Here is a 23173-nt window from a genome sequence, read left to right as displayed (position 1 = left end):
TCGGCGGTGGCCGGGGCAGGAGCGCGGGCGGGGCCCCAGGGGTTCTCAGGGGCCCAGGGGCCCTCAGCTCAGGAGCAGCTGGGCCAGGGCGGAGCCCACCAGGCAGGAGGTGGCCACCCCGATGAGGCCGGGGACCAGGAAGGAGTGGTTGATGATGTACTTGCCGATCCGGGTGGTGCCCGTGGGGTCGAAGCCGATGGCGGCCAGGTCCGAGGGGTAGGTGGGCAGGATGAAGTAGCCGTAGGAGGCGCCGATGAAGCCCACGACGACGACCGGGTCGACACCCAGGGACAGGGCCATGGGCGCCACGATGAGCAGTCCCGCCGCCTGGGAGTTGACCAGCTTGCCGATGATGAACAGGACGATGGCGTACATCCACACGTGATCGGCCAGGACGCCGGTCAGGCCCTTCTCCAGTGAGCCCAGGTGGGCCTGTACCACCGTCTCGGTCATCCAGGCCACCCCGAAGATCGAGAACATGGCGGTGGCCCCGGACTTGAAGACGGCGGTCGAGGCGATCCTGCCCGCCTCCACCTTGCAGGTCAGCAGGATGAGGGCGCCGGCGGCGAGCATGATCATCTGGATGACCAGGTTCATGCTCAGGGGCTCGACGGCCTGGTCCTCCTCGTTCCAGAAGGAGGGGCGCAGGACGTCGAAGGCGCCCAGGACCACCACCAGGGCGATGGCCCCCAGGAAGATCCACGTGGCCCGGTAGGCCTGAGGCGGGAAGACCTTGCCGATGAGGGTCTTGGAGCCGGCGTAGACGCTCTTGCGGAACTCGGGGTCCTCCAGGCGGCGCTGGAAGTCCGGATCGTCGTCGAGTTCCTTGCCCCGGCGCATGGACCACAGGGCCGCCAGGAGGACGCCTGCGAGGGAGGCGGGCATGGAGATCATGAGGATCTGGGGCACCGACCAGTGCTTGTCGGTGTGCTCGGAGATGATGGAGACCACCGAGACGGTGGCCACGGAGACGGGCGAGGCCGTCACGCCCATCTGGGCGGCCACGGAGGAGGCCGCCATGGGCCGCTCGGGGCGGATGTCCTTCTTGATGGCGATATCGGCGATGATGGGCAGCATCGTGTAGACCACGTGCCCGGTGCCGCACAGGACGGTCAGTGTCCAGGTGACCAGGGGCCCCAGGATGGTGACCTGCTCGGGGTGCTTGCGCAGCAGGCGCTCGGCGGTCTGCATCATGACATCCAGGCCCCCCGACTGCTGGAGGGTGGCGGCGCAACCGATGACGGCCAGGATGGTCAGGATGACCGAGACCGGCGGCTCGCCGGGCTCCAGGCGGAAGACGAAGACGAGGGCGACCAGGCCGATGCCGGCGATGAGGCCCAGGGCCATCCCGCCCTTCTTGGCGCCGAAGACCAGGCAGGCCAGGATGATGGCGACTTGGAGGATGATGATGACGACGTCCATGGCGGGCCTCCCGGCGTGAGTGCTCCGCGCCGGACATGCGGTGATCGCGGTGGCCGCAGCGGCCGGCGTCGGACCAATAGCGGCTCCGGGCTGCGGGGCAGCCGGCGGCTCCGCTCCTTCCCTCCACGGTAGGCCCGGGCAGTGGGCGGCGCACGGGTTTTCAGCCGTCTCGTCGGTAGAAATCGCGTGCGGCGGGTCCCGTGGGCGGGCCGTCTGGGACTTTCGTGCGACGACGGCGATTGGTGCCCGGTGCTCCGGGAGCCTGGGATTCCGGGAGGTTTTGGTCATAAAGGTGATGACTGCCTCACGCCTGGGGAGGTGCTGTGAGGGGCTGCGCTCCGGCTCGTGGGCACGGGTCTTGGCCTGCGCTGCTGCCCATCCGGTGCTCGACGACGTCGCTCGTCCCGTCGTCGAGGAGGCGGTGCCGCGCCGTGACCTCGAGAACCCCTGAAGGTTTCCTGGGTTTCTTCCGCTATCCATGAAGGCCGCGGGGGCGCCATACTTGACAACAGTTCGGCAACCGTCATGGCCGCCGCGGTCGGCTCGGCCCGTGCCCGCCCGCGACAGCCGGTGCCGGTCCATGGCAGTCAATGGAAACGAGGAACGCGTGGCAGACAGCAGGAATGGGGCGGGTCCGCGTCCCGGCGGCGGCAAGCTCGCCCGGGCGGCGAATGCGGACCGGCAGGGCCCCGCCAGGCCGGCCCGCACATCCATCAAGGGCTCGCAAGGGGGGCAGGCGACCCAGGCGATGGCCGCCTCCCCGGCGACGGCCGGCGGCAAGATGGCGCAGGCCGCGAAGTCAGCCAGTGCCGGGAAGGCCGGCAAGGCGCGCAAGCCGGCGCGCACCGGCGCCCGTCGATTCTTCAACTACCCGCGTGCGGGCAAGGGCCCCATCCACCGGTGGATCCCCAGTTGGCGCTTCGTCCTGGGATGCTTCCTCCTGGCGGTCCTGGCCGTCTTCGGCCTGTTCGCCTACGCCTACTCCACCATCAAGGTCCCCGACCCCAGCGAGTTCGCCCAGGCCCAGACCAGCACGGTCTACTACGCCGACGGCACCACCGTCATGGGCGAGTTCGCCGAGGTCGACCGCACCATCGTGGACGGATCGACCATCCCCGACTATGTGGGCCAGGCAGTGGTGGCCTCCGAGGACCGCAGCTTCTACACCAACAAGGGCGTGGACCCCAAGGGCATCGCCCGAGCTCTGTGGAACAACCTGCGCGGCGGGGACACCCAGGGCGCCTCGACCCTGACCCAGCAGTACGTCAAGAACTACTACGTGGACACCACGGACTCCTACTTCGGCAAGTTCCAGCAGGCGATCATGGCTGTCAAGATCGACCGGGAGCAGTCCAAGCAGGAGATCCTGGACGCCTACCTCAACACCGTCTACTACGGACGCGGCGCCTACGGGATCGAGGCGGCCTCCCAGGCCTTCTACGACAAGCCCGCCAGTGAGATGACGGTCTCGGAGGCGGCCCTGCTGGCGGGCATCCTGCCCGCGCCCAGCGGCTGGGATCCGCAGGAGAACCCGGAGAAGGCTCAGGAGCGCTGGCAGCGCGTCCTGGAGTTCATGCTCGCCGACGGCTACATCTCCCAGGCCGACTACGACTCCGCCCAGTTCCCCACCACCATCACCCCGAAGAACGAGCAGGTCTACGAGGGCCCCAACGGTCACCTGCTGCAGATGGTGCGCGCCGAGCTCACGGCGGATGCGGGCCTGAGCGACCAGCAGATCGACACCGGCGGCCTGAAGATCGTCACGACCATCGACAAGGCCGATCAGGACGCCATCGTGTCCACCGCCCAGTCCCTGCCCGAGGGGTACTCGGAGAACCTGCGGGTGGGGATGGTCTCCATCGACGCCAAGACCGGGGGCATCCTCGCCCTCTACGGCGGACCCGACTACCTGACCAACCAGGTCAACACCTCCACGGATGCGGTGGCCCAGGCGGGGTCCACCTACAAGCCCTTCGCCCTGGTGGCCGGGCTGGAGAACGGCCTGACCCTGTCCAACGGCTACCGTGGGGACTCGCCCATGACGATCGATGGGCACTCCTTCCAGAACTTCCAGGATGCCTCCTACGGCTGGAGGGACCTCATCGACTCCACCGCCTACTCCATCAACACCCCCTACCTCCAGCTCAATGCGGACCTGGGGCCGGAGGAGACGAACAAGGTGGCGATCCGGGCCGGCTACCCCGAGGACACTCAGGGCATGGACGCCTTCGTGCAGAACGTGCTGGGCTCGGCCTCGCCGCACACCATTGACATCGCCAGCTCCTTCGCCACCTTCGCCTCGCAGGGGGTGCGCCACGACACCCATATCGTGGCCTCTGCCACCAAGCCCGATGGCTCGGCGGCCCACACCGCGGCCACGGAGGGCGAGCGCGCCTTCGATGAGGATGTCATGGCCGACACGAACTACGCCCTCCAGCAGGTGGTGCGCTACGGCAGTGCGGAGAAGGTCGCGGCGCTGGGCCGGCCCATTGCCGCCAAGACCGGCTCGTCCTCGGACAACAAGTCGGCCCAGTTCGTGGGCTTCACCCCCCAGGTGGTCACAGCCGTGACCCTCTACCAGTCCGGGCCCAACGGCGAGGAGGAGTCCATCACCCCGTGGGGCGAGTACCCGGAGGTCACCGGGTCCACCTACCCCGCCGACCTGTTCGTCAACTACATGGAGCAGGCGCTCCAGGACGTGCCCATCGAGGAGTTCCCGCCGCGAACCGACGCCTCCTACTCGCGCGGCGCTCTGTACGGCGAGCCGGGGGAGGTGGCCGAGGACTACCAGACCCAGGCACCCACGATGGCCCCCACCGTCGAGCAGTCGCAGGAGCAGCAGCCCACGGCCGAGGCCACACCCGAGGAGCAGCAGCCCACGGCTGAGCCCACGCCCGAGGGGCCGGTGACGGAGGCGCCCCGTGAGACCGAGCGCCCGGAGGGCGGTGACCAGCCGACCAACGGGGGAGGCCTGGGTCCCAGTGATCCGGGGCAGGGGGAGGATCCGGGGCAGCCCGTGCCCCCGGTTCAGCCCGAGCAGCCGGATCAGCAGGGCCAGGGCGGACAGGGCCAGAATGGTGGAGGCCAGAACCAGAACCGGGGGAACCAGAACCGGCCGAACCAGAACGATCGCGACGGCTGAGGCCGGCGCCTGAGCCTGCGGGAGGCGGGCCGACGACGTGTTGCATGGCACGTCGTCGGCCCGCCTCCTCGGGTTCCGGGGAGTGGGGCTCTCCGGTAGTGTGGCCGACTGGTCGCGCTGTCGGGTCATCCCGACGGCGCACCGCACGCATCACCCTCCTGTCACGGAAGGACCGTGACCGCTTGAGACCAGAGGAGGTGGGTACCAAGCATGCGTCACTACGAGATCATGATCATCCTCGACCCCGAGACGGACGAGCGCACAGTCTCCCAGTCGTTGGAGAAGCTGCTGCAGGTCGTTCCCAGCAGCGGGGGCTCGGTGGACAAGGTCGATGTCTGGGGCAAGCGCCGCCTGGCCTACGACATCAAGAAGAAGTCCGAGGGCTTCTACGTCGTCGCCGATCTGACCGCCACCCCTGAGACCGCTCAGGAGCTGGACCGTCAGCTCGGCCTCAACGAGACCGTCCTGCGCACCAAGCTGCTGCGTCCCGAGGCCTGAGCCTCAACCGGGAACGGAGAACACCCATGGCCGGAGACACTGTCATCACCATTATCGGGAACCTCACCGCGGATCCCGAGATGCGCTTCACCCCCTCGGGGGCTGCGGTGGCCTCCTTCACCATCGCCTCGACGCCGCGCACCTTCGACCGCCAGGCCGGGGAGTGGAAGGACGGCGAGACGCTGTTCATGCGCTGCTCCATCTGGCGCGACGCCGCTGAGAACGTGGCCGAGTCGCTGATCAAGGGCATGCGCGTCATCGCCCAGGGCCGTCTGGTCCAGCGCTCCTTCACCACCCGTGAGGGCGAGAACCGCACGGTGGTGGAGATGCAGGTCGATGAGATCGGCCCCTCCCTGCGCTACGCCAAGGCCCAGGTCACCCGCCAGTCCCGCGGCGGCCAGGGCGGCTTCGGCGGCCAGCAGGGCCAGGGCGGTGGCTTCGGCGGTCAGCCCCAGGGCGGTTTCGGCGGCCAGCAGGGCGGTCAGCCCCAGGGCGGCTACAACCAGGGAGGTCAGGGCGGCGGCTTCGGCGGCCAGAGCGGCTACAACGCCCCCGCCGGCGGCGCCCCGGACGACCCGTGGGCCACGGGCGGCTCGACCTCCTTCGGGGATGAGCCCCCCTTCTGATCCTGCCGGGCAGAGCCGACTCTGCCGTTCCCCCCACTATTCATCTCGTGGAGCGCCTGAGCGCTCAGACCAAGGAGTACCACCATGGCGAAGCCCCAACTTCGCAAGCCCAAGAAGAAGGTCGGTCCGGTCAAGGCCATCAAGGTCGGCAAGATCGACTACAAGGACACTGCCACCCTGCGCAAGTTCATCTCCGACCGTGGCAAGATCCGCGCCCGTCGCGTCACCGGCGTCTCCGTCCAGGAGCAGCGCAAGATCGCCAAGGCCGTGAAGAACGCCCGGGAGATGGCCCTGCTTCCCTACTCGAGCTCTGCTCGCTGAACGGAGGGGATTCCATGACCACCAAGCTCATCCTCACCCACGACGTGTCCCACCTGGGCAGCGCCGGCGACGTCGTCGACGTCAAGGACGGCTACGCCCGCAACTACCTGCTGCCGCGCAAGCTGGCCACCCCGTGGACCAAGGGTGCGCAGCGCCAGATCGACCAGATGGCGGAGGCGCGTCGCCGCCGCTCCATCGAGTCCCTGGAGCAGGCCCAGAGCGCCCGCGCATGGCTGACCGAGAACGTCGTGACGGTCAGCGCCTCGGCGGGCGCCAACGGCCGCCTCTTCGGCGCGGTGACCACCTCGGCGCTGGCCGAGGCCGTCAAGGCCGCCGGCGGCCCGGCCATCGACCGCCGCAAGATCGAGACCGTCCCGCCGATCAAGTCCACCGGGCGCCACAGCGCCTCGGTGCGTCTGCACACCGACGTCGTGGCCCCCATTGAGGTCAACGTCGTCGCCGCCCGCTGAGCGGGTTCGAGGCAGCGTCTGCCTCAGAGGGCCCACCCCCATCTGGGGGTGGGCCCTCGGTCTTATCTCCACCGGAGAGGGGGTCTCCGTCGGGTGGGAATGGGTGAGATTCCGTGAGGAACTGAGAATGGGCTTGGCATCACTATTACGTTTTGATAAAATTTCTCAGGTGTGCCGCCGGATGAAGAAGATCTCCATAGTTGCATCCCGCCGGCTTGGTGAGACTTGCGAGGTGGGACTCGCGTCCCACCAGCGGTTTCTAATGAGCCGTTTCTTAGGCCGCCATTGATGACCGTCCGTATGATTGATTAGCCGAAGGATGTGATAGCTGTGACCGATCCGACAACGCTTAGTTATAAGAACCTGAAGAAGGATGCCATTAAGGCCGTCGACGATACCGCCGAGGATGAGGTAGATGAGGTTGGCGCAAATATGGTCGGCGAGGCTGCGAAGCCTGTAGCGTTGACTCGAGGGCTCGGTTATGGGGGAGATCTGTGGGACTCTCCGGTAGCTGATAGTCTGGCGGAATCGATGCAAGGAATTATTCAGACTATTATCGATGATTTCATCCGCCTGAAGGATGATATTCATGAGGACTGGCAGAGCGAGCCAAATAGTGCGGATTACTTTGATTCACGTTCGAACTGGAACGGCCAGGCGAGAATCCCTTATGAGGATGAGGGCGTTGAGGTTTGAGTAGCTGCTGACGATGAAGCGCATGTTCGCCGCAACTAGGTATATGTATGTATTGACGAGACGCTTCCGCCGCGGAAGGCTGCTTCCTGAAGGGCATGCCTACGAAGCACGAGCACATTTGAAAGGGTAGATAATGGCCTATGTATCGATTGACCCCGAGGGTGTTGAGGCACTGATTACTCAGAATAAAACCTGGGCCACGAGTGTCACGGAATCTAGTTCATCCATCACTGCTAAGAACATTCTAGAGGGGAGTCCCTGCAGTTTTACGTGGCTCGCCATGAATGTGGCATTGCATAAGTTCGTGCTCTTAGGGTATGTTCACGAACTTAGCGTGAGGTTAGATGCCGCCCAAAAGGCTAACTCGCTCGGCATTACGATGCCTGCTGCTTCTGGACGTCTGGTCTACTATCTTCCGGATGGCGTCGCGGATACTGTTGAAAATGTCGAACAGAATAATCAGAAAGCGATCGAGCGAGCGCGTCAACATGCTGAAAAGTTGAAGAACTTTGATGGGTCGGAAGAGGATTGGAATGATCTCTCCGACGAGGTTAAGAAAGACTGGGATAATCCTGTCTATGCCAATGAGGTGATTAATTCCTTAGGACCTGAGGGACTCATTGATGGGCCGATTACTGTTGAAGAGGCCTCTGGTTTTGTCTTACATATAGGTGGTGGCGAAAGGGTGTGGGCGTCTGGTTGGGATGGAGGTGAGAAGGCGGCCGGGTCATACGCGCACCTACTGTCAATCGCGTCGGTGACATGGAGTGAGGAGAAAGGTGAGAATTTTGGCTCGCAAATGGCTGAGGCGGCCAAGTCCGGAGGGCCCCAGAGCATGTCATCGTTCAACGCGATCTTCGGGTCCTCGGTAGAAAAGGACGTCAATGGCGACGGCATTACGGAAAATGTCGGCCTTGATTACAATGATGCCATGCTGGTGACCCTTGGTACTAGTCTGGAAGGGCACGAAGAATCGGAGCGCCTCGCTTTGGATGAAGTTGACCCTGGGGGCGATGATCGGACTGCTCTTCCCGGCATCGTTCATGCAATGACCGGAAACCAGGAGGCTTTCGACTCTTGGATGGGCGTTGGTGGTAGTGATAGTGGATCCTCACAACAAGAGCAGGAGGTCATACGCGACAGAGCGAAGTCGCTCGTGGAGAAGTATCCCGTGGGTGAGAACACTTGGACGGATGATTGGGCGAGCCTGGCCTATCAGACTGCCGCGGGAGGTTCCGAGTTGACGATCGAGAACGAGAAGACAAGGATCGCGGCGCTCGCAGGAGTGCTTAATGGGTTAGGTGGAACGTCGGAGCCCGTCGATATGTCGTCTGGAGCTCGCGGCCTTATTGGTGATGCGCTGGGCGTGTTCCCAGAGGGCATCGATGAGTCAGCTAGGCCTGGGGATGAAAATGGCGTTACAACTGATGTCTCGGGGGAGGGGTACCCCGCGAACGGAAACTCGGTAGTACCCGTGATCACGGATCAAGCACTCTCCAATCTCGTGGGGCAGGTGCAGCAGGATGAGAAGGCATCAGAGCGCCTCGGGCAGAAGATCTCGTCTTACAGAGACGATCGTTACCAGTGGGCATTGGACTCCTATCGTGGCACCGGTGACGCTGAGAATCTGCGCACGGTCATTGAAGAGGAGAGTATGACCAACGGTTTCTTCGTGGGAGCCACGGCTAACCTGCTGGAGAAGAAGGCGAAAGACAAGGATGATGCTGATGCCTTTCGGGCGACGCTGCTTAAAGGAGCTGCTAATCTTGTTCCCATTCCGACTGCAGGGACGGTTGGGGATATAGCGGTGAGCGCCTGGGAGATCACTCATGAAAAACACGAGGATGTCGCGAAGCGGGGAAACCATGCCGTCTCCGAAAAAGCCAAGGATATTGGTGTTGATGCGATAACTGCGCGGCTCCTCAATGCCGGAGTCTACTCCCAGGAGGAGTTGGAGAATATCTCCAAGCAGGAGCGGAGCAATGTGGCTCCGATCATCAGTGATGAGGGAAAGGTCAAGCCCTTCGATCAGAATTCGGAGAAAAATGAGGATATCGATGTTGCGCTGACACATATTGCGGAGCACGAGCTCGATGTTCTCGGCGATGCGGAGACTCTGTCAAGATTCTCAAAGGAGCCATTCGATAAGGGCTATGATGCGGCTAAACTTGGGTGAGTTGGCGCGGCTTGGGCGGCAGGAGTGATGAGGAGTGCGGTATGAAAGTCTGGCGGATGCGTCGTCGTGTGGCGCTGTGGGTGTCGTTGCTTTGGACTGTTGTTACATGTATGGGTTGTTCGCACATTGGCGGGACTGGTGGGGGTGGGACTGCGTCTCCATCGCAGGTGCCGTGGGGGAGGCCGGTCTCGGAGATCGACTTCTCCGCAGGGGAATCGTTCCATTGCTCGGGTTTATCGACGGAGATATTTGAGGATCTTTTCGGGGAGCCCGTGACGACCAGGGCTTATGGATTCAAAGGTCGAATCCCGAACTCGGAGTGCTCCGTGAGGCGAGGAGGTCCTCGCGATTATACTTTATATTATTCTGATTTCGGTTTCAGTGCCAGGGATGTTACTCCTAACGATCGGTCTGGTATCGGCGGTGGGGACACGTACTCGACCTTCGAGATCGCGGGTGTGGAGGGTAGTGGTGAGGCCTGGGTGGATACTGGGGAGAAGGCCCGGTACGCCACGGCGGTGTTCGTCTGCGGGGATCGCTATATGAAGACGCAATTTTTGAGAGTGTCTGATGTTAATGGTGATCCTCGTGAGGCGTTGATCTCCTTGGTGGAGGCCTCGACCCCGTGGCTGTGCGGGGATGAGCCGATTCCCGGCCTGGATGAGCCGATGGAGTCCTATCGCCCGCCCTCAGTGCCGGCCACCGCCCCGCCGACCACTGATCCAGAAGACGGGTGACACGCCGTCGACGAGGGTAGTGGCCAAAGCCCGTCAGGCTGGCGGCATCAGGCCTGAGCAGCCCATCGGCCCGAGCGCTGCTCACGCCCGCCAGGCGCTGCCCCGGGCGCGCAGGCCCGTGGTCACGGCCCGGGCCCCCATGAACACCCAGGCGAAGGCCAGCCACAGCGCAGCCAGGCCCCCGCCCAGCCAGCCCTGCCCCACAGCCACCGCCAGCGGCAGGTACGCCGCCAGGGTGAGCAGGCCCGCCCTGGCCAGATAACGGCCATCCCCCGCCCCCATGAGCACCCCATCGAAGAGGTAGACCGCACCTGCCAGAGGCATGGCCGAGGCCATGATGACCAGCACCGGAACCGCCAGGCCCCTCACCGAGGAATCCGAGGTGAAGATCCACGGCAGCCACGGGCTCGCCACCGCTAGCACCAGGCCGATGGCGGCCCCGGTCCCCACGCCCCAGGCCAGGCTCCGGCGCAGCACCGCATCGATCGACGCCGCCCCCGCGCTTCCGGAAGCGTCTGCCACGGGGCCCTCCGCTCCGGGGCCGTCGGCCGGAGGAACCGGGGCCGTCCGACCGCCCGACTCATCCAGGTGCGCCTGCTCGACGCCCTTCCGCTCCGCACGCTCGGGCTCGGCATCCGTCCGCCCAGGGCCGGTCATCTCAGCATCCCCTGGTCCAGCACCCGCCTGCTCGGCGTCGGCCCGGCCCAGGGCCGTGCCGATGAGCGCCTGGGCGGCCACCGCCAGGGCATCCAGGGCGAAGGCCGCGAAGCTCCACAGGGTGAAGGCCACCTGATGGGCCGCCAAGGAGGCCGGCCCCAGGGCGGTGGCAGCCCACACCGTCGCCACGATCGCCGCACGCAGGCTCAGCGTGCGCACCAGCAGCGGCAGTCCCTCCACCAGTGAGCCGCCCACCCCGGCCCGATGCGGCCGCAGGCCCAGGCCCTCAGTGCGCGCCGCACGCGCCACCGGCGCCACCAGCGCCACCGCCATGAGCGTCTGCGCCGTCGCCGTGCCTGCGCCAGAGCCGGCGATCCCCAGGTCCAGCCCATAGAGCAGGAAGGCGTTGAGAGCGGTGTTGAGCACCGCCCCGCCACAGGCCACCACGAAGGGCGTGCGCGTATCGAGCAGGCCCCGCAGCACGCCCGTGGCGGCGAAGACCACGAGCATGCCCGGCAGACCCGGAGCCGAGGCCCACAGATAGGCCACGGCCGCCCGGGCCACCTCACTCTCGGCCCCCATGGCCGCCACGATCCAGGGGGCACCCGCACCCAGGACCGCCGCCGCCCCCAGGCCCAGGAGCAGTGCCAGCCACACCCCGTCCACGCCCGCGCTCAGCCCCTGACGGCGCCGACCCGCCCCGAAGAGCCGCGCCGTCGTCGCCGTCGTGGAGTAGGCCAGGAAGACGAAGAGCCCCACGGTCGTGGTCAGGATCGTCGAGGCCAAGGACAGACCTGCCAGGCTCGTGGTGCCCAGGTGCCCGACCATCGCCGAGTCGATGAGGATGAAGAGCGGCTCGGCCACCAGGGCGCCCAGGGCGGGCAGTGCCAAGGACAGGATGCGGCGGTTCAGCCCGGGGGCCGGGTCGGGGACGGCATGAGGGTCGGCGAAGGGCACGCACCCATTGTCGGGCCCCAGGCGGTGGAGGCCGCCCTGGTCTCAGGGTGTGGCACGGCGCCCCGAGAGGCATAGTGCGGCCCACCGCCGAGGGCAGTGCCGCAGGAGGCGGAGGACCAGCGCCGGGGCGCCCGGGCTCGATGCGCCTGGGCCGGGGCACCGGAACGCGTGCCGCCTGTGGATCCCCTCAAGAGGGCCGGCAGGCCCACACCCGTTGAACCTGGGAGTATCCTGCAAACATGCGGCAAGGCGGCTGACGTCAATAAGGGAGTGTGAGCCTGGGGAAAACCTCGGCCAATGAGAGTGTGGAACTCCCACAAACACCGCGAACCTCAACTCCAGAATGACCTTTGTCCACAGAGATACACACTTATCCACAGTTCCAAGTTGTGATCCGGTGGGAACTTCCTATGGATTGCCTGACGGCACTTTTCCTTGGAATCGCAGCGCTTGGTACTCTGTTCAGGTGTCGTTCAGGGGAGCCGTGCACACCTCCGCCCACAGGTCGCCGCCCATCCTCCACAGGGCCGGTGGGCCAGTCCACAGGCACTGGGGAGATATCCCCAGCCCCCGCCCTCGTGGCGTTTGCCAGGCGCCCACGCACCCGCTATGGTCACGCGCGCGCAACGCCCGCCGGGTGCCCACCAGGCGTCCGTCGTCGGGACGGCGCAGGCAGCGCGGCGGCTGCGCACGGGACGTGAGGAGGGCTCCGGGATGGACGACAGGGATGGCAGAGGCCAGGGGGAGGACGGTGCCCCCGCCTCCCGCTACGAGGCCTACGACGGCGCCTTCGACCGCCTCCCGCCCCAGGACCTCGACGCCGAGATGGCCACCCTGGGGGGCATGCTCCTGAGCAAGGAGGCCATCACCGACGTCATCGACGTGCTGCGCGGCCCCGAGTTCTACCGCTCCGCCCACGAGTCGATCTTCAACGCCGTCGTCGACATCTACAACCGCTCCGAGCCGGCCGACCCGCTCATCGTCGCCGACGAGCTCGCCCGGCGCGGGGAGCTCGAGCGCATCGGGGGAGCGCCCTACCTGGCCTCCCTCATGGCCACCGTGCCCACCGCCGCCAACGCCGGCTACTACGCGCGTATCGTCAAGGATAAAGCGCTCATGCGCGGGCTGGTCCAGGCCGGCACCCGCATCACCCAGCTGGGCTACTCCACCGACGCCGGGGACATCGCCAACCTCGTCACCCTGGCCGAGGCCGAGGTCTACGCCGTGGCCCACCACGAGGGGGAGAAGGAGGACTACATCCCGGTCGCCGAGCTCCTCAACGAGGCCAACCTGGAGATCGAGGCCGCCCAGAACCGGGACAACGGCGCCATGACCGGCGTGCCCACCGACTTCCTGGAGCTCGACGAGCTCACCGGCGGCCTGCACGCCGGACAGATGATCATCGTGGCCGCGCGCCCCGCCATGGGCAAGTCCACCCTGGCGGTCGACTTCTGCCGCGCCGCCTCCATCCACCACGGCATCGCCAGCTGCTACTTCTCCCTGGAGATGGGGCGCATGGAGCTGATGATGCGCATCCTGGCCGCCGAGTCCGGGGTGGACATGAACAAGCTGCGCGGCTCGCGCCAGATGGAGGACCGGGACTGGACGGACGTGGCCCTGGCCTACAACCCCGTCTCCAACGCGCCCCTGTTCATCGACGACTCCCCCAACCTCACCATGCCCGAGATCCGCTCCAAGGCCCTGCGCATGAAGCAGCAGCACAACCTGGGCCTCATGGTCATCGACTACCTGCAGTTGATGAGCTCGGGCAAGCGGGTGGAGTCGCGCCAGCAGGAGGTCTCGGAGTTCTCCCGCTCCCTCAAGCTGCTGGCCAAGGAGCTGGAGATCCCGGTCATCGCCGTCGCCCAGCTCAACCGCGGTCCCGAGCAGCGCACCGGCAACAAGCCCCAGATGAGCGACCTGCGAGAATCCGGCTCCCTGGAGCAGGACGCCGACATCATCATGCTGCTGCACCGCCCCGAGTACTACAGCCCCGAGGAGCGCCCCGGGGAGGCCGACATCATCGTGGCCAAGCACCGCAACGGCCAGACCCGCACCATCCCGGTGGCCTTCCAGGGGCACCTGTCCCGCTTCGCCAACATGGCCCGCGACATCACACCCGAGCCCGCCTACGAGTAGGCGGCAGGGGGCGCGAGGGCTGCCCGGCGTCGTCGGCGGGTGGGTCTACTCCTGGACGTCGGAGGCGGACAGGTCGATGCGCCCCAGGGGGATGAGGCGCGAGCCGCGCGCCAGCCGGAAGCCCAGCCACAGGGCCACCGTGATGGGCAGGCCCACATAGGCCACCAGCAGCCCGTACCAGGTGAATCCGGAGACCGCCAGGGCGATCCCCTGCCCCAGGATGACGGCGATGAACACGATGAGGGCGAACCAGGTGCCCGCCGGGAAGAGCCAGGCCCTGTAGGGCAGCTCTGCCGTGGTGCGCCCCTGGGCCCGCCAGGCGGCGCGGAAGCGCAGGTGCGCCAGGCACACCCCCACCCACACGATGAAGCCCGTCAGGCCCGTGGCATTGTAGAACCAGGTGTAGGCCACCGAGTCCCCCACCAGGGAGGACAGGAAGCCCAGCATCGAGACCGCCACCGTGGCCAGGACCGCCCACACCGGCACCCCGTGGGCCGAGACCCGGCTGCACACGCGCGGCGCCCGGCCCGCGCAGGCCATGGAGTACAGCAGGCGCGAGGCCACGTAGAGCGCCGAGTTGCCCGCCGAGAGCACCGAGGTCAGCACGACGGCGTTCATGAGGGCCGCGGCCAGGGCCAGCCCGGCCCGCTCGAAGACGATGGTGAAGGGGCTGGCGGCGATGTTGTCCTCCGAGGCGCTCAGGAGGTTGGGGTCGGTGTAGGCCACCAGGGTGGAGACCACGGCGATGGCGCCGATGTAGAACAGCATGATGCGCACGAACACCGAGTTGATCGCCCGGGGCATGGTCTTGCGCGGGTTCTCCGCCTCCCCGGCGGCCACCGCGGCGGACTCCACGCCGATGAAGGAGAAGCCCGCGGCCATGAGCACCGAGAAGGTGCCGGCAGCGCCGTCCACGAAGGGGGCCTCACCCCGGGTCCAGTTGGAGTAGCCGACCTCGTGGCCCCCGATGATGCCCACGATCATCGCCACCCCCACGATGAGGAAGACGATGATGGTGATGACCTTGATCCCGGCGAACCAGAACTCCGACTCCCCGAAGATGCGTGCGGAGAAGAGGTTGAGGACCAGGATGATGCTCAGGAACAGCGTGCTCCACAGCCAGGAGGGCGAGTCGGGGAACCAGTACTTCATGATGATGGCGCTGGCGACGAGCTCGACGGCGATCGTCATGGCGCAGGAGTACCAGTACATCCAGCCCACGGTGAAGCCCAGGGCCGGCTCCACGTAGGAGCCCGCATAGGTCTCGAAGGCCCCCGCCACGGGCCGGTGGGTGACCATCTCGCCCAGGGCGCCCATCATGAAGAAGATGGCCACGCCGATGATCCCGTAGGACAGGACCGCCCCTCCGGGGCCCGCCGCGGAGATGGACTGGCCCGTGCCCACGAACAGGCCCGTGCCGATCGCACCGCCGATGGCGATGAGGTTGACGTGGCGGATCTTGAGGTTGCGGTGCAGGGAGCTGGACTCCTGGGAGGCGCTGGTGGGGCCCGAGCCCGCGGCGCCGTGGTCAGAGGCGGTGGGGGTCGGCGTATTCATAGAGCCTCCTCATCGAGTACATCAGGTATCATCCAAGGATGCAGTGGCCTGCATGAGGATTCATACCAGGTGAGTTTTCTACCACACCCGGCCTGGTACCGCGAAGGCCATGAGGAGCCCAACGGAAAGGAAGAGGTCTCGATGGCGAGCTTTGAGAGGAAGAAGGCGCTGGTGCGCAGGCCCGGCCCGCGGCTGGCGGAGGGCCTGGTCACTCATATCGAGCGCACGGAGGTGGACCTGGAGCTGGCCCAGCGCCAGTGGCAGGGGTATGTCGATGCCCTCCATGAGGCGGGCTGGGAGACCATCGAGGTCGAGCCGGCCCCCGACTGCCCCGATGCGGTGTTCGTTGAGGACGCCGTCGTGGTCTACGGGGGCACCGCCGTCGTCACCCGCCCGGGGGCCGACGAGCGCAAGCCCGAGGTGGAGGCCGCCGAGGAGGCCGTGCGCGCCCAGGGCTACACGGTCAAGCGCATCGAGGCGCCCGGGACGCTCGACGGCGGGGATGTGCTGAAGTTCGGCGGCACCGTGTGGGTGGGCCAGGGCGGGCGCACCAATGCTGAGGGGGTGCGCCAGCTCGCCGAGCACCTGGCCGCCGAGGGCGCCCGGACGGTGGGGGTGCCGCTGACCAAGGTGCTCCACCTGAAGTCGGCGGTCACCGCCCTGCCCGACGGCACGGTCATCGGCTACGAGCCCCTCGTGGACGACCCGGGCGTGTGGGAGCGCTTCCTGGCCGTTCCCGAGGAGTCGGGGGCGCATGTGGTGCTGCTGGGCGGGGATCGCATCCTCATGGCCGCCGACGCGCCGCAATCGGCCCAGCTCTTCCGGGACCGGGGCTACGAAGTCACCGAGGTCGACATCTCCGAGTTCGAGAAGCTCGAGGGCTGCGTGACCTGCCTGTCGGTGCGCCTGCGCGGCTGAGCGGGGCTCGGGCAGGGGCGCTCTGGGGTCAACCGGGCGGGGCTGGGGGCGCGAGGGGCGGTCGCACCTGGAGGGTGCGCAGGCGCAGGCTCCCCAGTCCGGTGCCGAGCGCAAGAAGGACGACGGCGAAGGCGGCCCCGTGCGCCATGCCCTCGTGCAGGTGCTCCGCCCCCGTTGCGCTGCCCAGGGGGTCGACGATGACGGTGGCCAGCTCCCGTGTCGACCACAGCGGCAGTACCCGCGTCCAGGACTCGGCGGGATCCACGAGGACCTGAACCGCCATGATCGCCAGGAGCAGGAGCGCCCCCTCCAGGTCCCGAGGAACGAGTGCGGCTGCTAAGGAGCCCAGTGGGACAGCCACCGTCGTCGTGAGCAGCAGCATGATGGGGACCAGGGTCGGGCGCTCCAACTGGCCGCCGATGGTGAGGTGCACCATGGCGCTGTAGGGCACGGCCACTGCCCAGCCCAGGGCCAGGACGGCTAGGTGGCGGCCTGCGTGGATCGACGTCGGGCTGGCGCCGGCAACCACCAGGCGCCGGTCGATCTGCCGTGAGGAGACCTGGGTGAAGAGCGCCAGGGTGGCCACTGCCCAGCCCAGCCCCATGGACAGCAGTCGAAGCGCCGTCCAGTGCGTCTCCAAGCGCACGAGGAAGAAGGCCAGGGGGAGGATGAGGGTCAGGGCGAGTGCTCCTCGGCGCCGGGACAGCTCCCGAAGCGTGACGCGGGCGACGAGCAGGGTTATGCCGCTCATCGGGCGGCCTCCTCCGGTGCGGGCAGCTCGACGACGCGATCCACCCGGTCGATCTCGTGCAGCAGGTGGGTGACTATGAGGATCCCGGCGCTGGGGCGCCAGGACTCGATGAGCTCCCACAACTCCTCGTGGGCCAGGGCGTCGAAACCCTGATAGGGCTCGTCCAGGAGCAGCAGATCGGGGGAGTCGAGCTGGGCCAGGGACAGGTTGAGCTTCTGCCGGGTGCCTCCCGACAGCGCCTCCACCGTGTGCGAGCCCTTCGCCCGCCACCCCAGGAGCGACAGGAGGCGGTGGCCGGTTGCCGTCGCGCGGCTGGGTGAGATGCCGCGGGCGGCTCCCACGAGCCGCAGGTGCTCGTCCACAGTCAGCAGCGGGGCCAGGGCCTCGAGCTGTGGGGCGTAGCCGAAGTGCCCCGTGCGCTCCACGCGCCCTCCGCTGGGGGCCACCAGGCCGGCGCACACCTGCATGAGGGTGCTCTTCCCAGCGCCGTTGGCACCGACGACGGCGACCACCTCGCCACGGCGCACCTCCAGGTCCACGCCATGCAGGACGGGGCGCCGTCCGCGCCTGGCATGCAGCCCGCTCAGGCGCAGCACGACCTCGCCCGGCGGGCGGGCGCACTCGGCGCTGGTCATGGCCCGGGCGGTGCGCGCGGGTGCTGCGCTGCGCAGGGCGCAGGCGAGCTCGCGGGCGTAGAGAGTGGCGGGCCCGTACATGGCCGCGGGCGCCAGGCCTGCGGCGTCGGCCTCTGCTCGGGTGTCCTTCAGGATCCGCTGACGTTCGTGGTCGGCGGTGCCCTGGGCGCTCAACTCCGAGGAGAAGGTGGTGTACCAGGATGAATGGGGTGCGGTGCCGGTCATGAGGGGGCCTCCTGGCGTGCGTGCTGGCCCTCGATGATGGCTCCCGCAGTGGTGGCGAAGGAGCGCCATTCCTGGCGGCGTGCCGTCAACTCGACGGCGCCCTCAGGGGTCAGTTCGAAGTACTTGCGTGCGGGACCGGAGGTGGAGGGCTTTCGGAAGGCGGTGACCAGGCCCCGCTTCTCCAGGCGCAGCAGGGCTGGGTAGAGGGTGCCGCCGGGGATGGGGCCCAGGCCTGCGGCCTCCAGGCGCTGGGCCAGGGAGAGTCCGTAGTCGGGCTGCCCCTCCAGAAGGGACAGGAGGCAGGGCTCCAGGAATCCGTGGAGGAGGCGGGCGGCTGGGGCGTTCACGGTATATAGCCTACCTGGTTACTAGAGGGGCTGACAACCGGTTCCGCTGTTCCTCAGTCGTCGAGCGGGGCGTGTCCCTCCGATGCGGTGGCACCGCTGGCATCGGAGGGACACGCCCCGCTCGACGGGAACGCGGTATGCGCCCCTCAGGCGCGGTAGCCGCCCTGGTAGACGTAGGGGAAGGGGATGTTGCCGCGCAGGCCGTGCTCGATGGAGGAGGCCACGACCTCCTTGGCCTTCACGGCGGCCTCCAGGGGCGTGGCGCCCTTGGCGAGCTCGGCGGTCACGGCGGCGGCCAGGGTGCAGCCCGCCCCGTGGACGCGCTCCTCGCCCACGGCCGGCACCTCCAGGACCTCCAGGGCGGCGCCGTCGTAGAAGACATCGAGGGCGGTGCCCGTGCCCAGGCTCGGCCCGGCCTTGGCCAGGACGTTGGGGACGCCCTGGTCGTGGATGCGCTTGGCGGCGTCCTTGAGCTGGTCCACCGTGGTGATCTCCTCCATGCCCGCCAGCGTGGCCGCCTCGAAGAGGTTGGGGGTGGTCATGGTGGCACGGGGCAGGATCCGCGAGCGCAGGGCGTTGTCCACCTCCATGGCGCCGGCGAACTCCTGGCCCTTGCAGATGAGCACCGGGTCGAGGACCACGATGGGGAAGCCCTGCTCCTCCAGGGCCGCCTCCACCACCTCGATTGTGGCGGCGGTGCCGAGCATGCCGATCTTGACGGCGTCGATCCTGGTGTGGACGGCTGCGGCCGCCTCGATCTGGTCGGCGATGACCTGGGGGTCGACGGGCACGAAGCGGTGGTCCCAGCTGTTCTTGGGGTCCATGGACACGATGCAGGTCAGGGTCGTGCACCCGAAGACGCCGAGCTGGTGGAAGGTCTTGAGATCGGTCTGGGCGCCGGCGCCGCCGGAGGCCTCGGAGCCCGCAATGGCCAGTGCGATGCGTGTCATGCCCCTAGCGTGCACCCGCCCGGGCCCCGCGGCCAACTCCTGCCCGCCATTCTCCCGATCCCTGGTAGGCCTTGCACATCTTCAGGCGCTCGTGGTGCGGTGGCGGGTTCCAGATCCGCGGAATCCTGCGGGTGCGCGGCGGGGCGGGCCGGTGAAGATGTGCAGCCGGTCAGGCGCCGATGCGATCGGGAAGATCGGCGACTGGGTACCAGACGATGCGACGGCCCTGCTTGGCGGAGGTGAGCAGCCCGCGCGCCTCAAGGTCCTGGAGGTCGGTGCGGGCGGTCTGGGTGGACACCCCGTGGGTGCGCTGATGCCCAGCCACCGTCGCCGAGGCCCCGGGATCGCGCAGGAAGGACTCGATGAGGCTGATCTGACGGTGGTTGAGCTCCAGGTCCCGCAGTCGGCGACTCGCCTGCGAGACCTGCCCAGACTTGCGTCTGAGGTATGCGCTGAGCTCATCGATGGACCGGGAGATGATCTCCGCCTGGTAGAGGAAGAAATGGGTGAGGTCTCCTTCGTCGTACTCGGTGTGGAGGAAGGATCGTGCGTACGTCGCCGGAGCCCGCCGCAGCAATCTGGAGATGGAGAGGTACTCGGTGAGGAAGAACCCCTGGCGCAGCATCGACCAGTAGAAGACCGCCCGGGAGGTGCGCCCGTTGCCGTCGGCGAAGTAGTGGTCGTGGCCCATCATGAAGTGGAGTGTGATGGCGCGCAGCAGCGGGGGCATGTACGGCTGCCCACTGCCTGGGGAGTCCGATGAGTTGGCGAATGCGCACAGGATCCTCATGCGCTCGGGCAGCTCCTCGGCGGGTGGCGGCACATGGAGCACCTGCTCACCACGGGAGGTGATCCGGCCCCCGTAGATACGCACGCGGTCCTCTCCAGGGCGCTGGATGCGCCCGGCGTCGTCGGGGTCATCGAGGGTGCCCTGGGTGACCTGGCGATGGATCTGGCAGATGAGCTCCGGCGTCAGGGGGGCGTCGCGCAAGGCGAGAATATTCTGCATCGCCTCGTAGTTGTTGAGGATCATCTGCTCGCTGCGATCGCGGGGGCGGCGGTTCTCGCGCAGCATTCGCTTGGCCTCCACGCGGGAGGTCGAGGCCCCCTCCAGCTGGGAGGAGGTGATGGCCTCCTCGATGAGTGAGGAGATGAGGTAACGGTCGCGACTGGCGGGATTGGCGATGGGCTCAGGCATCTGGATCTGGCCACTGGCACGTGAGGAGGCGTCATCGATAAGCCTGAGAAGGGGGTCGGGGAGGTTGTAGGTCAATGGGGTCCCGTCGCTCAGGGTGAAGGGGGTGGTGCGGGCGGCCTGCATGCGGTGGCCGCGCACGGCCAGCCACCACTCCTGGCGGGTGAAGCCCGCGGGTGGCTCATGGTGGAGGAACCACTCCCAAGGGTGGTAGTTGGGGTCCAAGGAGAGGCGCGGGTCGCTCAGGATCGCCAGGAGGCGGGAGTCCTGGGTCGTGGTGGTGAGGAGCTCGGCGTACGGCTTGGGTGGCGGGACCGGTGTCTTCATCTCAGCCCTCAACTGCTAGTTGCTGCTAATCCAGCCAAGATTAGCAGCAACTAGCAGTTGATGCTGATGCCGGCAGTCTCAGGGGCCCGGGCGGGGGCGCGGGGTGGTTGGTGCTCCGAACTGCTAATCATGGCGAAATTAGCAGTTATTAGCAGTTGGGGTCGGGGGCGGTGCGGCCGCCCGCCGCGGGAGCGCCGTCGTCGGCCCCGGTGCGCGGGCCCGTGTGGCGCCCCGGCAGCCCGGCGCGCTGCGGCACCCCCGGGATACGGCGCCATCGCGCGGCATTCCCGGGACTGCTTCCTTCCGGGCCCCGGACAGGGGAGGATAGAGGTATGAGCGCCGCCACCCTCCTCCCCGAAGCCCTGTACGACCTCGTCTTCCACGCCCTGGACCCGTTGGAGGCCGCCGAGCGCGACGTCTTCCTCACCCGCGTCGAGCGCTGGTACCCCGACCTGCTCGACGGCCTGACCGTCCTGTATGGGGAGGCGGGGGCGGAGACCGCCATGACCCTGGTGGAGCGCGCCGCCCACGCCTACGCCGAGCGCGACGTCGAGCTGCGCCGCCTCGACCTGGCCCGCACCCTCAACCCCGGCTGGGCCCAGGAGCCGGGCCGGATCGGCTACGCCGCCTATACCGAGCGCTTCGCCGGCACCCTGCGCGGCGTGGAGGAGCGCATCGACTACCTGCGCGAGCTGGGCGTCACCTACCTCCACCTCATGCCCCTGCTCACCCCCCGCCCCGGGGACTCCGACGGCGGCTACGCGGTGGCCGACTACCGGAGCGTCCGCGAGGACCTGGGGGACATGGCGGACCTGGAGGCCCTGACCGCCGAGCTGCGGGAGGCCGGCATCTCCCTGGTGGTGGACCTGGTGCTCAACCATGTGGCCGCCGAGCACGAGTGGGCGGTGCGCGCCCGGGCCGGCGAGCAGCGCTACCGCGACTACTTCCTCATCTTCCCCGACCGCACCGAGCCCGACGCCTACGAGCAGACCCTCCCCGAGGTCTTCCCCGACTTCGCCCCGGGCAACTTCACCTGGGACGAGGAGCTGGGCGGCTGGGTGTGGACCACCTTCAACTCCTTCCAGTGGGACATCAACTGGCGCAACCCCCGGGTCATGGAGGAGTACGCCCAGATCGTGCTCGACCTGGCCAACCGCGGGGTGGAGGTGCTGCGCCTGGACGCCATCGCCTTCACCATCAAGCGCCTGGGCACCGACTGCCAGGGGCAGCCCGAGGTCCACGCGATCACCGAGGTGCTGCGCGCCCTGACCCGCATCGCCTGCCCGGCGGTGGACCTCAAGGCCGAGGCGATCGTGGCCCCCACCGAGCTCCTCCAGTACCTGGGGCAGGGCAAGTACACCGGCAAGGTCTCCGACCTGGCCTACCACAACTCCCTCATGGTCCAGATCTGGTCGATGCTGGCCGCCCGAGACACCACCCTGGCGGTCGAGGCCCTCCAGAGCCTGCCGGTGGAGCCGTCGTCGGCCACGTGGATCACCTATCTGCGCTGCCACGACGACATCGGCTGGGCGATCGACGACGGCGATGCGGCCGCCGTCGGCCTCAGCGGCTTCGACCACCGCGCCTTTCTGGCCGACTGGTACCGGGGGCAGTGGCCCTGGAGCGACGCGCGCGGCCTGGTCTTCCAGCACAACCCGGCCACGGGGGACCGCCGCATCGCCGGCACCGCCGCCTCCCTCATCGGCATCGAGGCCGCCGACGAGGCCTGGCAGGGGGTGCCCGACGACGCCCCGGGCTTCCGGGCCGAGGAGCTGTGGACCTGGCGCGAGGAGCGGCTCAACGCCATGCGCATGGCCTACGCCATCATCTACGGCTGGGGCGGCATCCCGGTGCTGTGGAGCGGGGATGAGCTCGCCCAGCCCAATGACCCCAACTGGGACACCGAGCCGGGCCATGAGGCCGACACCCGGTGGGCGGGGCGCCCGCGGCTCGATGAGGCCCGCGCGGCCAACCGCCACGACCGCTCCACCGCCGAGGGCAGGGTCTTCACGGACCTGGCCCATATGGCGCGCGTGCGCGCGGGGCTGCCCCAGCTGGAGGCCAGCATCCGCACCCGGGTGATGGATGTGGATGATCCCGGGGTGCTGGTCACCCACCGCGACCACCCGCGGGGCAGCTTCGTGGGCGTCTACAACGTCACCCCGGAGTGGCGCTCGGTCTCGGCGGCCCGGCTGGCCGAGCTGGGCGTCATGGGCGCCAGCGATGTCCTGACCGACACGGTGCCCTTCGGCTCGGCCTCCCTGGAGGGCGCCGGCGACGGCCGGGTGCCGGTGCCGCCTTACGCGGCCTGGTGGCTGGTGCGCTCCACCGACTGAAGGGTGCGCGGGCGGACTGACTGTCTGGGAACAGGCCCCTGTGAGCGGAGTTGCTCATTGGTCGGGTCGAGCGATACGATCAACTCGCGCA

At 67.7% G+C, this 23173-nt stretch carries 18 protein-coding genes; 10 read left to right on the top strand and 8 right to left on the bottom strand.

What is annotated here, in order from left to right:
* Positions 1-63: 63 nt before the first annotated feature.
* Positions 64-1422 carry an anaerobic C4-dicarboxylate transporter gene (locus MANAM107_RS05110; protein ID WP_223911963.1) on the bottom strand — a complete coding sequence of 453 codons (1359 nt, stop codon included), beginning with the start codon at positions 1420-1422 and terminating at the stop codon, positions 64-66.
* A gap of 607 nt (positions 1423-2029) precedes the next feature.
* Between MANAM107_RS05110 and MANAM107_RS05105 the strand changes: the two genes are divergently transcribed.
* The 7 genes from MANAM107_RS05105 (at position 2030) to MANAM107_RS05075 (ending at position 9351) form a co-directional block, all read left to right on the top strand.
* Entirely contained in the window at positions 2030-4564 is a 2535-nt protein-coding gene (locus MANAM107_RS05105) for a transglycosylase domain-containing protein (RefSeq protein ID WP_373314070.1), read from the top strand.
* A gap of 210 nt (positions 4565-4774) precedes the next feature.
* Complete coding sequence (gene rpsF, locus MANAM107_RS05100; RefSeq protein ID WP_223911957.1) at positions 4775-5062, top strand: 30S ribosomal protein S6; 288 nt, start codon at positions 4775-4777, stop codon at positions 5060-5062.
* A 26-nt stretch (positions 5063-5088) separates the two neighbouring features.
* Positions 5089-5688, top strand: coding sequence for a single-stranded DNA-binding protein (locus MANAM107_RS05095; protein WP_223911954.1), 600 nt, complete (start codon positions 5089-5091; stop codon positions 5686-5688).
* Between the two features lie 84 nt (positions 5689-5772).
* Positions 5773-6009, top strand: coding sequence for a 30S ribosomal protein S18 (gene rpsR, locus MANAM107_RS05090; RefSeq protein WP_124933066.1), 237 nt, complete (start codon positions 5773-5775; stop codon positions 6007-6009).
* Between the two features lie 14 nt (positions 6010-6023).
* On the top strand, positions 6024-6479 hold the full coding sequence (rplI, locus tag MANAM107_RS05085; protein ID WP_223911952.1) for a 50S ribosomal protein L9: 456 nt from the start codon (positions 6024-6026) through the stop codon (positions 6477-6479).
* A 330-nt stretch (positions 6480-6809) separates the two neighbouring features.
* On the top strand, positions 6810-7175 hold the full coding sequence (locus MANAM107_RS05080) for a hypothetical protein (protein ID WP_223911949.1): 366 nt from the start codon (positions 6810-6812) through the stop codon (positions 7173-7175).
* 133 nt (positions 7176-7308) lie between these two features.
* Positions 7309-9351, top strand: a complete 2043-nt coding sequence (locus MANAM107_RS05075; protein ID WP_223911946.1) for a DUF6571 family protein — start codon at positions 7309-7311, stop codon at positions 9349-9351.
* Between the two features lie 818 nt (positions 9352-10169).
* On the opposite strand, the gene MANAM107_RS05070 is transcribed toward MANAM107_RS05075, so the two are convergent.
* Positions 10170-11702, bottom strand: coding sequence for an MATE family efflux transporter (locus MANAM107_RS05070; RefSeq protein WP_223911943.1), 1533 nt, complete (start codon positions 11700-11702; stop codon positions 10170-10172).
* A gap of 825 nt (positions 11703-12527) precedes the next feature.
* Here MANAM107_RS05070 and dnaB point away from each other — a divergent pair.
* A complete protein-coding gene (gene dnaB / locus MANAM107_RS05065) occupies positions 12528-13841 on the top strand; it encodes a replicative DNA helicase (RefSeq protein WP_263421952.1) in 1314 nt (437 codons plus the stop codon).
* A gap of 45 nt (positions 13842-13886) precedes the next feature.
* On the opposite strand, the gene MANAM107_RS05060 is transcribed toward dnaB, so the two are convergent.
* Complete coding sequence (locus tag MANAM107_RS05060) at positions 13887-15398, bottom strand: amino acid permease (RefSeq protein WP_223911938.1); 1512 nt, start codon at positions 15396-15398, stop codon at positions 13887-13889.
* Between the two features lie 141 nt (positions 15399-15539).
* On the opposite strand from MANAM107_RS05060, the gene ddaH reads away from it, so the two are divergent.
* Entirely contained in the window at positions 15540-16316 is a 777-nt protein-coding gene (gene ddaH, locus MANAM107_RS05055; protein WP_223911936.1) for a dimethylargininase, read from the top strand.
* A 28-nt stretch (positions 16317-16344) separates the two neighbouring features.
* Here the strand turns inward: ddaH and MANAM107_RS05050 are convergent, their stop codons facing one another.
* The 5 genes from MANAM107_RS05050 to MANAM107_RS05030 all read right to left on the bottom strand — a co-directional run bounded on the left by MANAM107_RS05050 (position 16345) and on the right by MANAM107_RS05030 (position 20746).
* Positions 16345-17067 (bottom strand): ABC transporter permease, encoded by a 723-nt coding sequence (locus MANAM107_RS05050; RefSeq protein ID WP_223911934.1) that lies wholly within the window; start codon positions 17065-17067, stop codon positions 16345-16347.
* Positions 17064-17927 carry an ATP-binding cassette domain-containing protein gene (locus tag MANAM107_RS05045; RefSeq protein WP_223911932.1) on the bottom strand — a complete coding sequence of 288 codons (864 nt, stop codon included), beginning with the start codon at positions 17925-17927 and terminating at the stop codon, positions 17064-17066. The genes MANAM107_RS05050 and MANAM107_RS05045 overlap by 4 nt, the downstream gene beginning before the upstream one ends.
* On the bottom strand, positions 17924-18274 hold the full coding sequence (locus MANAM107_RS05040; RefSeq protein WP_223911930.1) for a PadR family transcriptional regulator: 351 nt from the start codon (positions 18272-18274) through the stop codon (positions 17924-17926). The genes MANAM107_RS05045 and MANAM107_RS05040 overlap by 4 nt, the downstream gene beginning before the upstream one ends.
* 146 nt (positions 18275-18420) lie before the next feature.
* Positions 18421-19224: a hydroxymethylpyrimidine/phosphomethylpyrimidine kinase gene (locus tag MANAM107_RS05035; RefSeq protein WP_223911928.1), complete on the bottom strand. Its 804-nt coding sequence runs from the start codon at positions 19222-19224 to the stop codon at positions 18421-18423.
* 169 nt (positions 19225-19393) lie between these two features.
* On the bottom strand, positions 19394-20746 hold the full coding sequence (locus MANAM107_RS05030; RefSeq protein ID WP_223911924.1) for a Fic family protein: 1353 nt from the start codon (positions 20744-20746) through the stop codon (positions 19394-19396).
* Between the two features lie 332 nt (positions 20747-21078).
* Between MANAM107_RS05030 and MANAM107_RS05025 the strand changes: the two genes are divergently transcribed.
* The gene (locus tag MANAM107_RS05025; RefSeq protein ID WP_223911922.1) at positions 21079-23082 is read left to right on the top strand and encodes an alpha-amylase family protein; all 2004 of its coding nucleotides are present in this window, start codon (positions 21079-21081) and stop codon (positions 23080-23082) included.
* Positions 23083-23173 lie beyond the last annotated feature (91 nt).

It is taken from the genome of Actinomyces capricornis (assembly GCF_019974135.1).
GTDB lineage: Bacteria > Actinomycetota > Actinomycetes > Actinomycetales > Actinomycetaceae > Actinomyces > Actinomyces capricornis.
The sequence above is the reverse complement of the archived record's forward strand: the minus strand, read 5'-3'. Positions and strand labels throughout refer to the sequence as shown.

Excerpts from the sequence above, each read along its gene's own strand:
- MANAM107_RS05110 (WP_223911963.1), bottom strand. The coding sequence starts at position 1,422 with ATGGACGTCGTCATCATCATCCTCCAAGTCGCCATCATCCTGGCCTGC.
- rpsF (WP_223911957.1), top strand. The coding sequence starts at position 4,775 with ATGCGTCACTACGAGATCATGATCATCCTCGACCCCGAGACGGACGAG.
- MANAM107_RS05095 (WP_223911954.1), top strand. The coding sequence starts at position 5,089 with ATGGCCGGAGACACTGTCATCACCATTATCGGGAACCTCACCGCGGAT.
- rpsR (WP_124933066.1), top strand. The coding sequence starts at position 5,773 with ATGGCGAAGCCCCAACTTCGCAAGCCCAAGAAGAAGGTCGGTCCGGTC.
- rplI (WP_223911952.1), top strand. The coding sequence starts at position 6,024 with ATGACCACCAAGCTCATCCTCACCCACGACGTGTCCCACCTGGGCAGC.
- MANAM107_RS05075 (WP_223911946.1), top strand. The coding sequence starts at position 7,309 with ATGGCCTATGTATCGATTGACCCCGAGGGTGTTGAGGCACTGATTACT.
- dnaB (WP_263421952.1), top strand. The coding sequence starts at position 12,528 with ATGGCCACCCTGGGGGGCATGCTCCTGAGCAAGGAGGCCATCACCGAC.
- MANAM107_RS05060 (WP_223911938.1), bottom strand. The coding sequence starts at position 15,398 with ATGAATACGCCGACCCCCACCGCCTCTGACCACGGCGCCGCGGGCTCG.
- ddaH (WP_223911936.1), top strand. The coding sequence starts at position 15,540 with ATGGCGAGCTTTGAGAGGAAGAAGGCGCTGGTGCGCAGGCCCGGCCCG.
- MANAM107_RS05050 (WP_223911934.1), bottom strand. The coding sequence starts at position 17,067 with ATGAGCGGCATAACCCTGCTCGTCGCCCGCGTCACGCTTCGGGAGCTG.
- MANAM107_RS05045 (WP_223911932.1), bottom strand. The coding sequence starts at position 17,927 with ATGACCGGCACCGCACCCCATTCATCCTGGTACACCACCTTCTCCTCG.
- MANAM107_RS05035 (WP_223911928.1), bottom strand. The coding sequence starts at position 19,224 with ATGACACGCATCGCACTGGCCATTGCGGGCTCCGAGGCCTCCGGCGGC.
- MANAM107_RS05030 (WP_223911924.1), bottom strand. The coding sequence starts at position 20,746 with ATGAAGACACCGGTCCCGCCACCCAAGCCGTACGCCGAGCTCCTCACC.
- MANAM107_RS05025 (WP_223911922.1), top strand. The coding sequence starts at position 21,079 with ATGAGCGCCGCCACCCTCCTCCCCGAAGCCCTGTACGACCTCGTCTTC.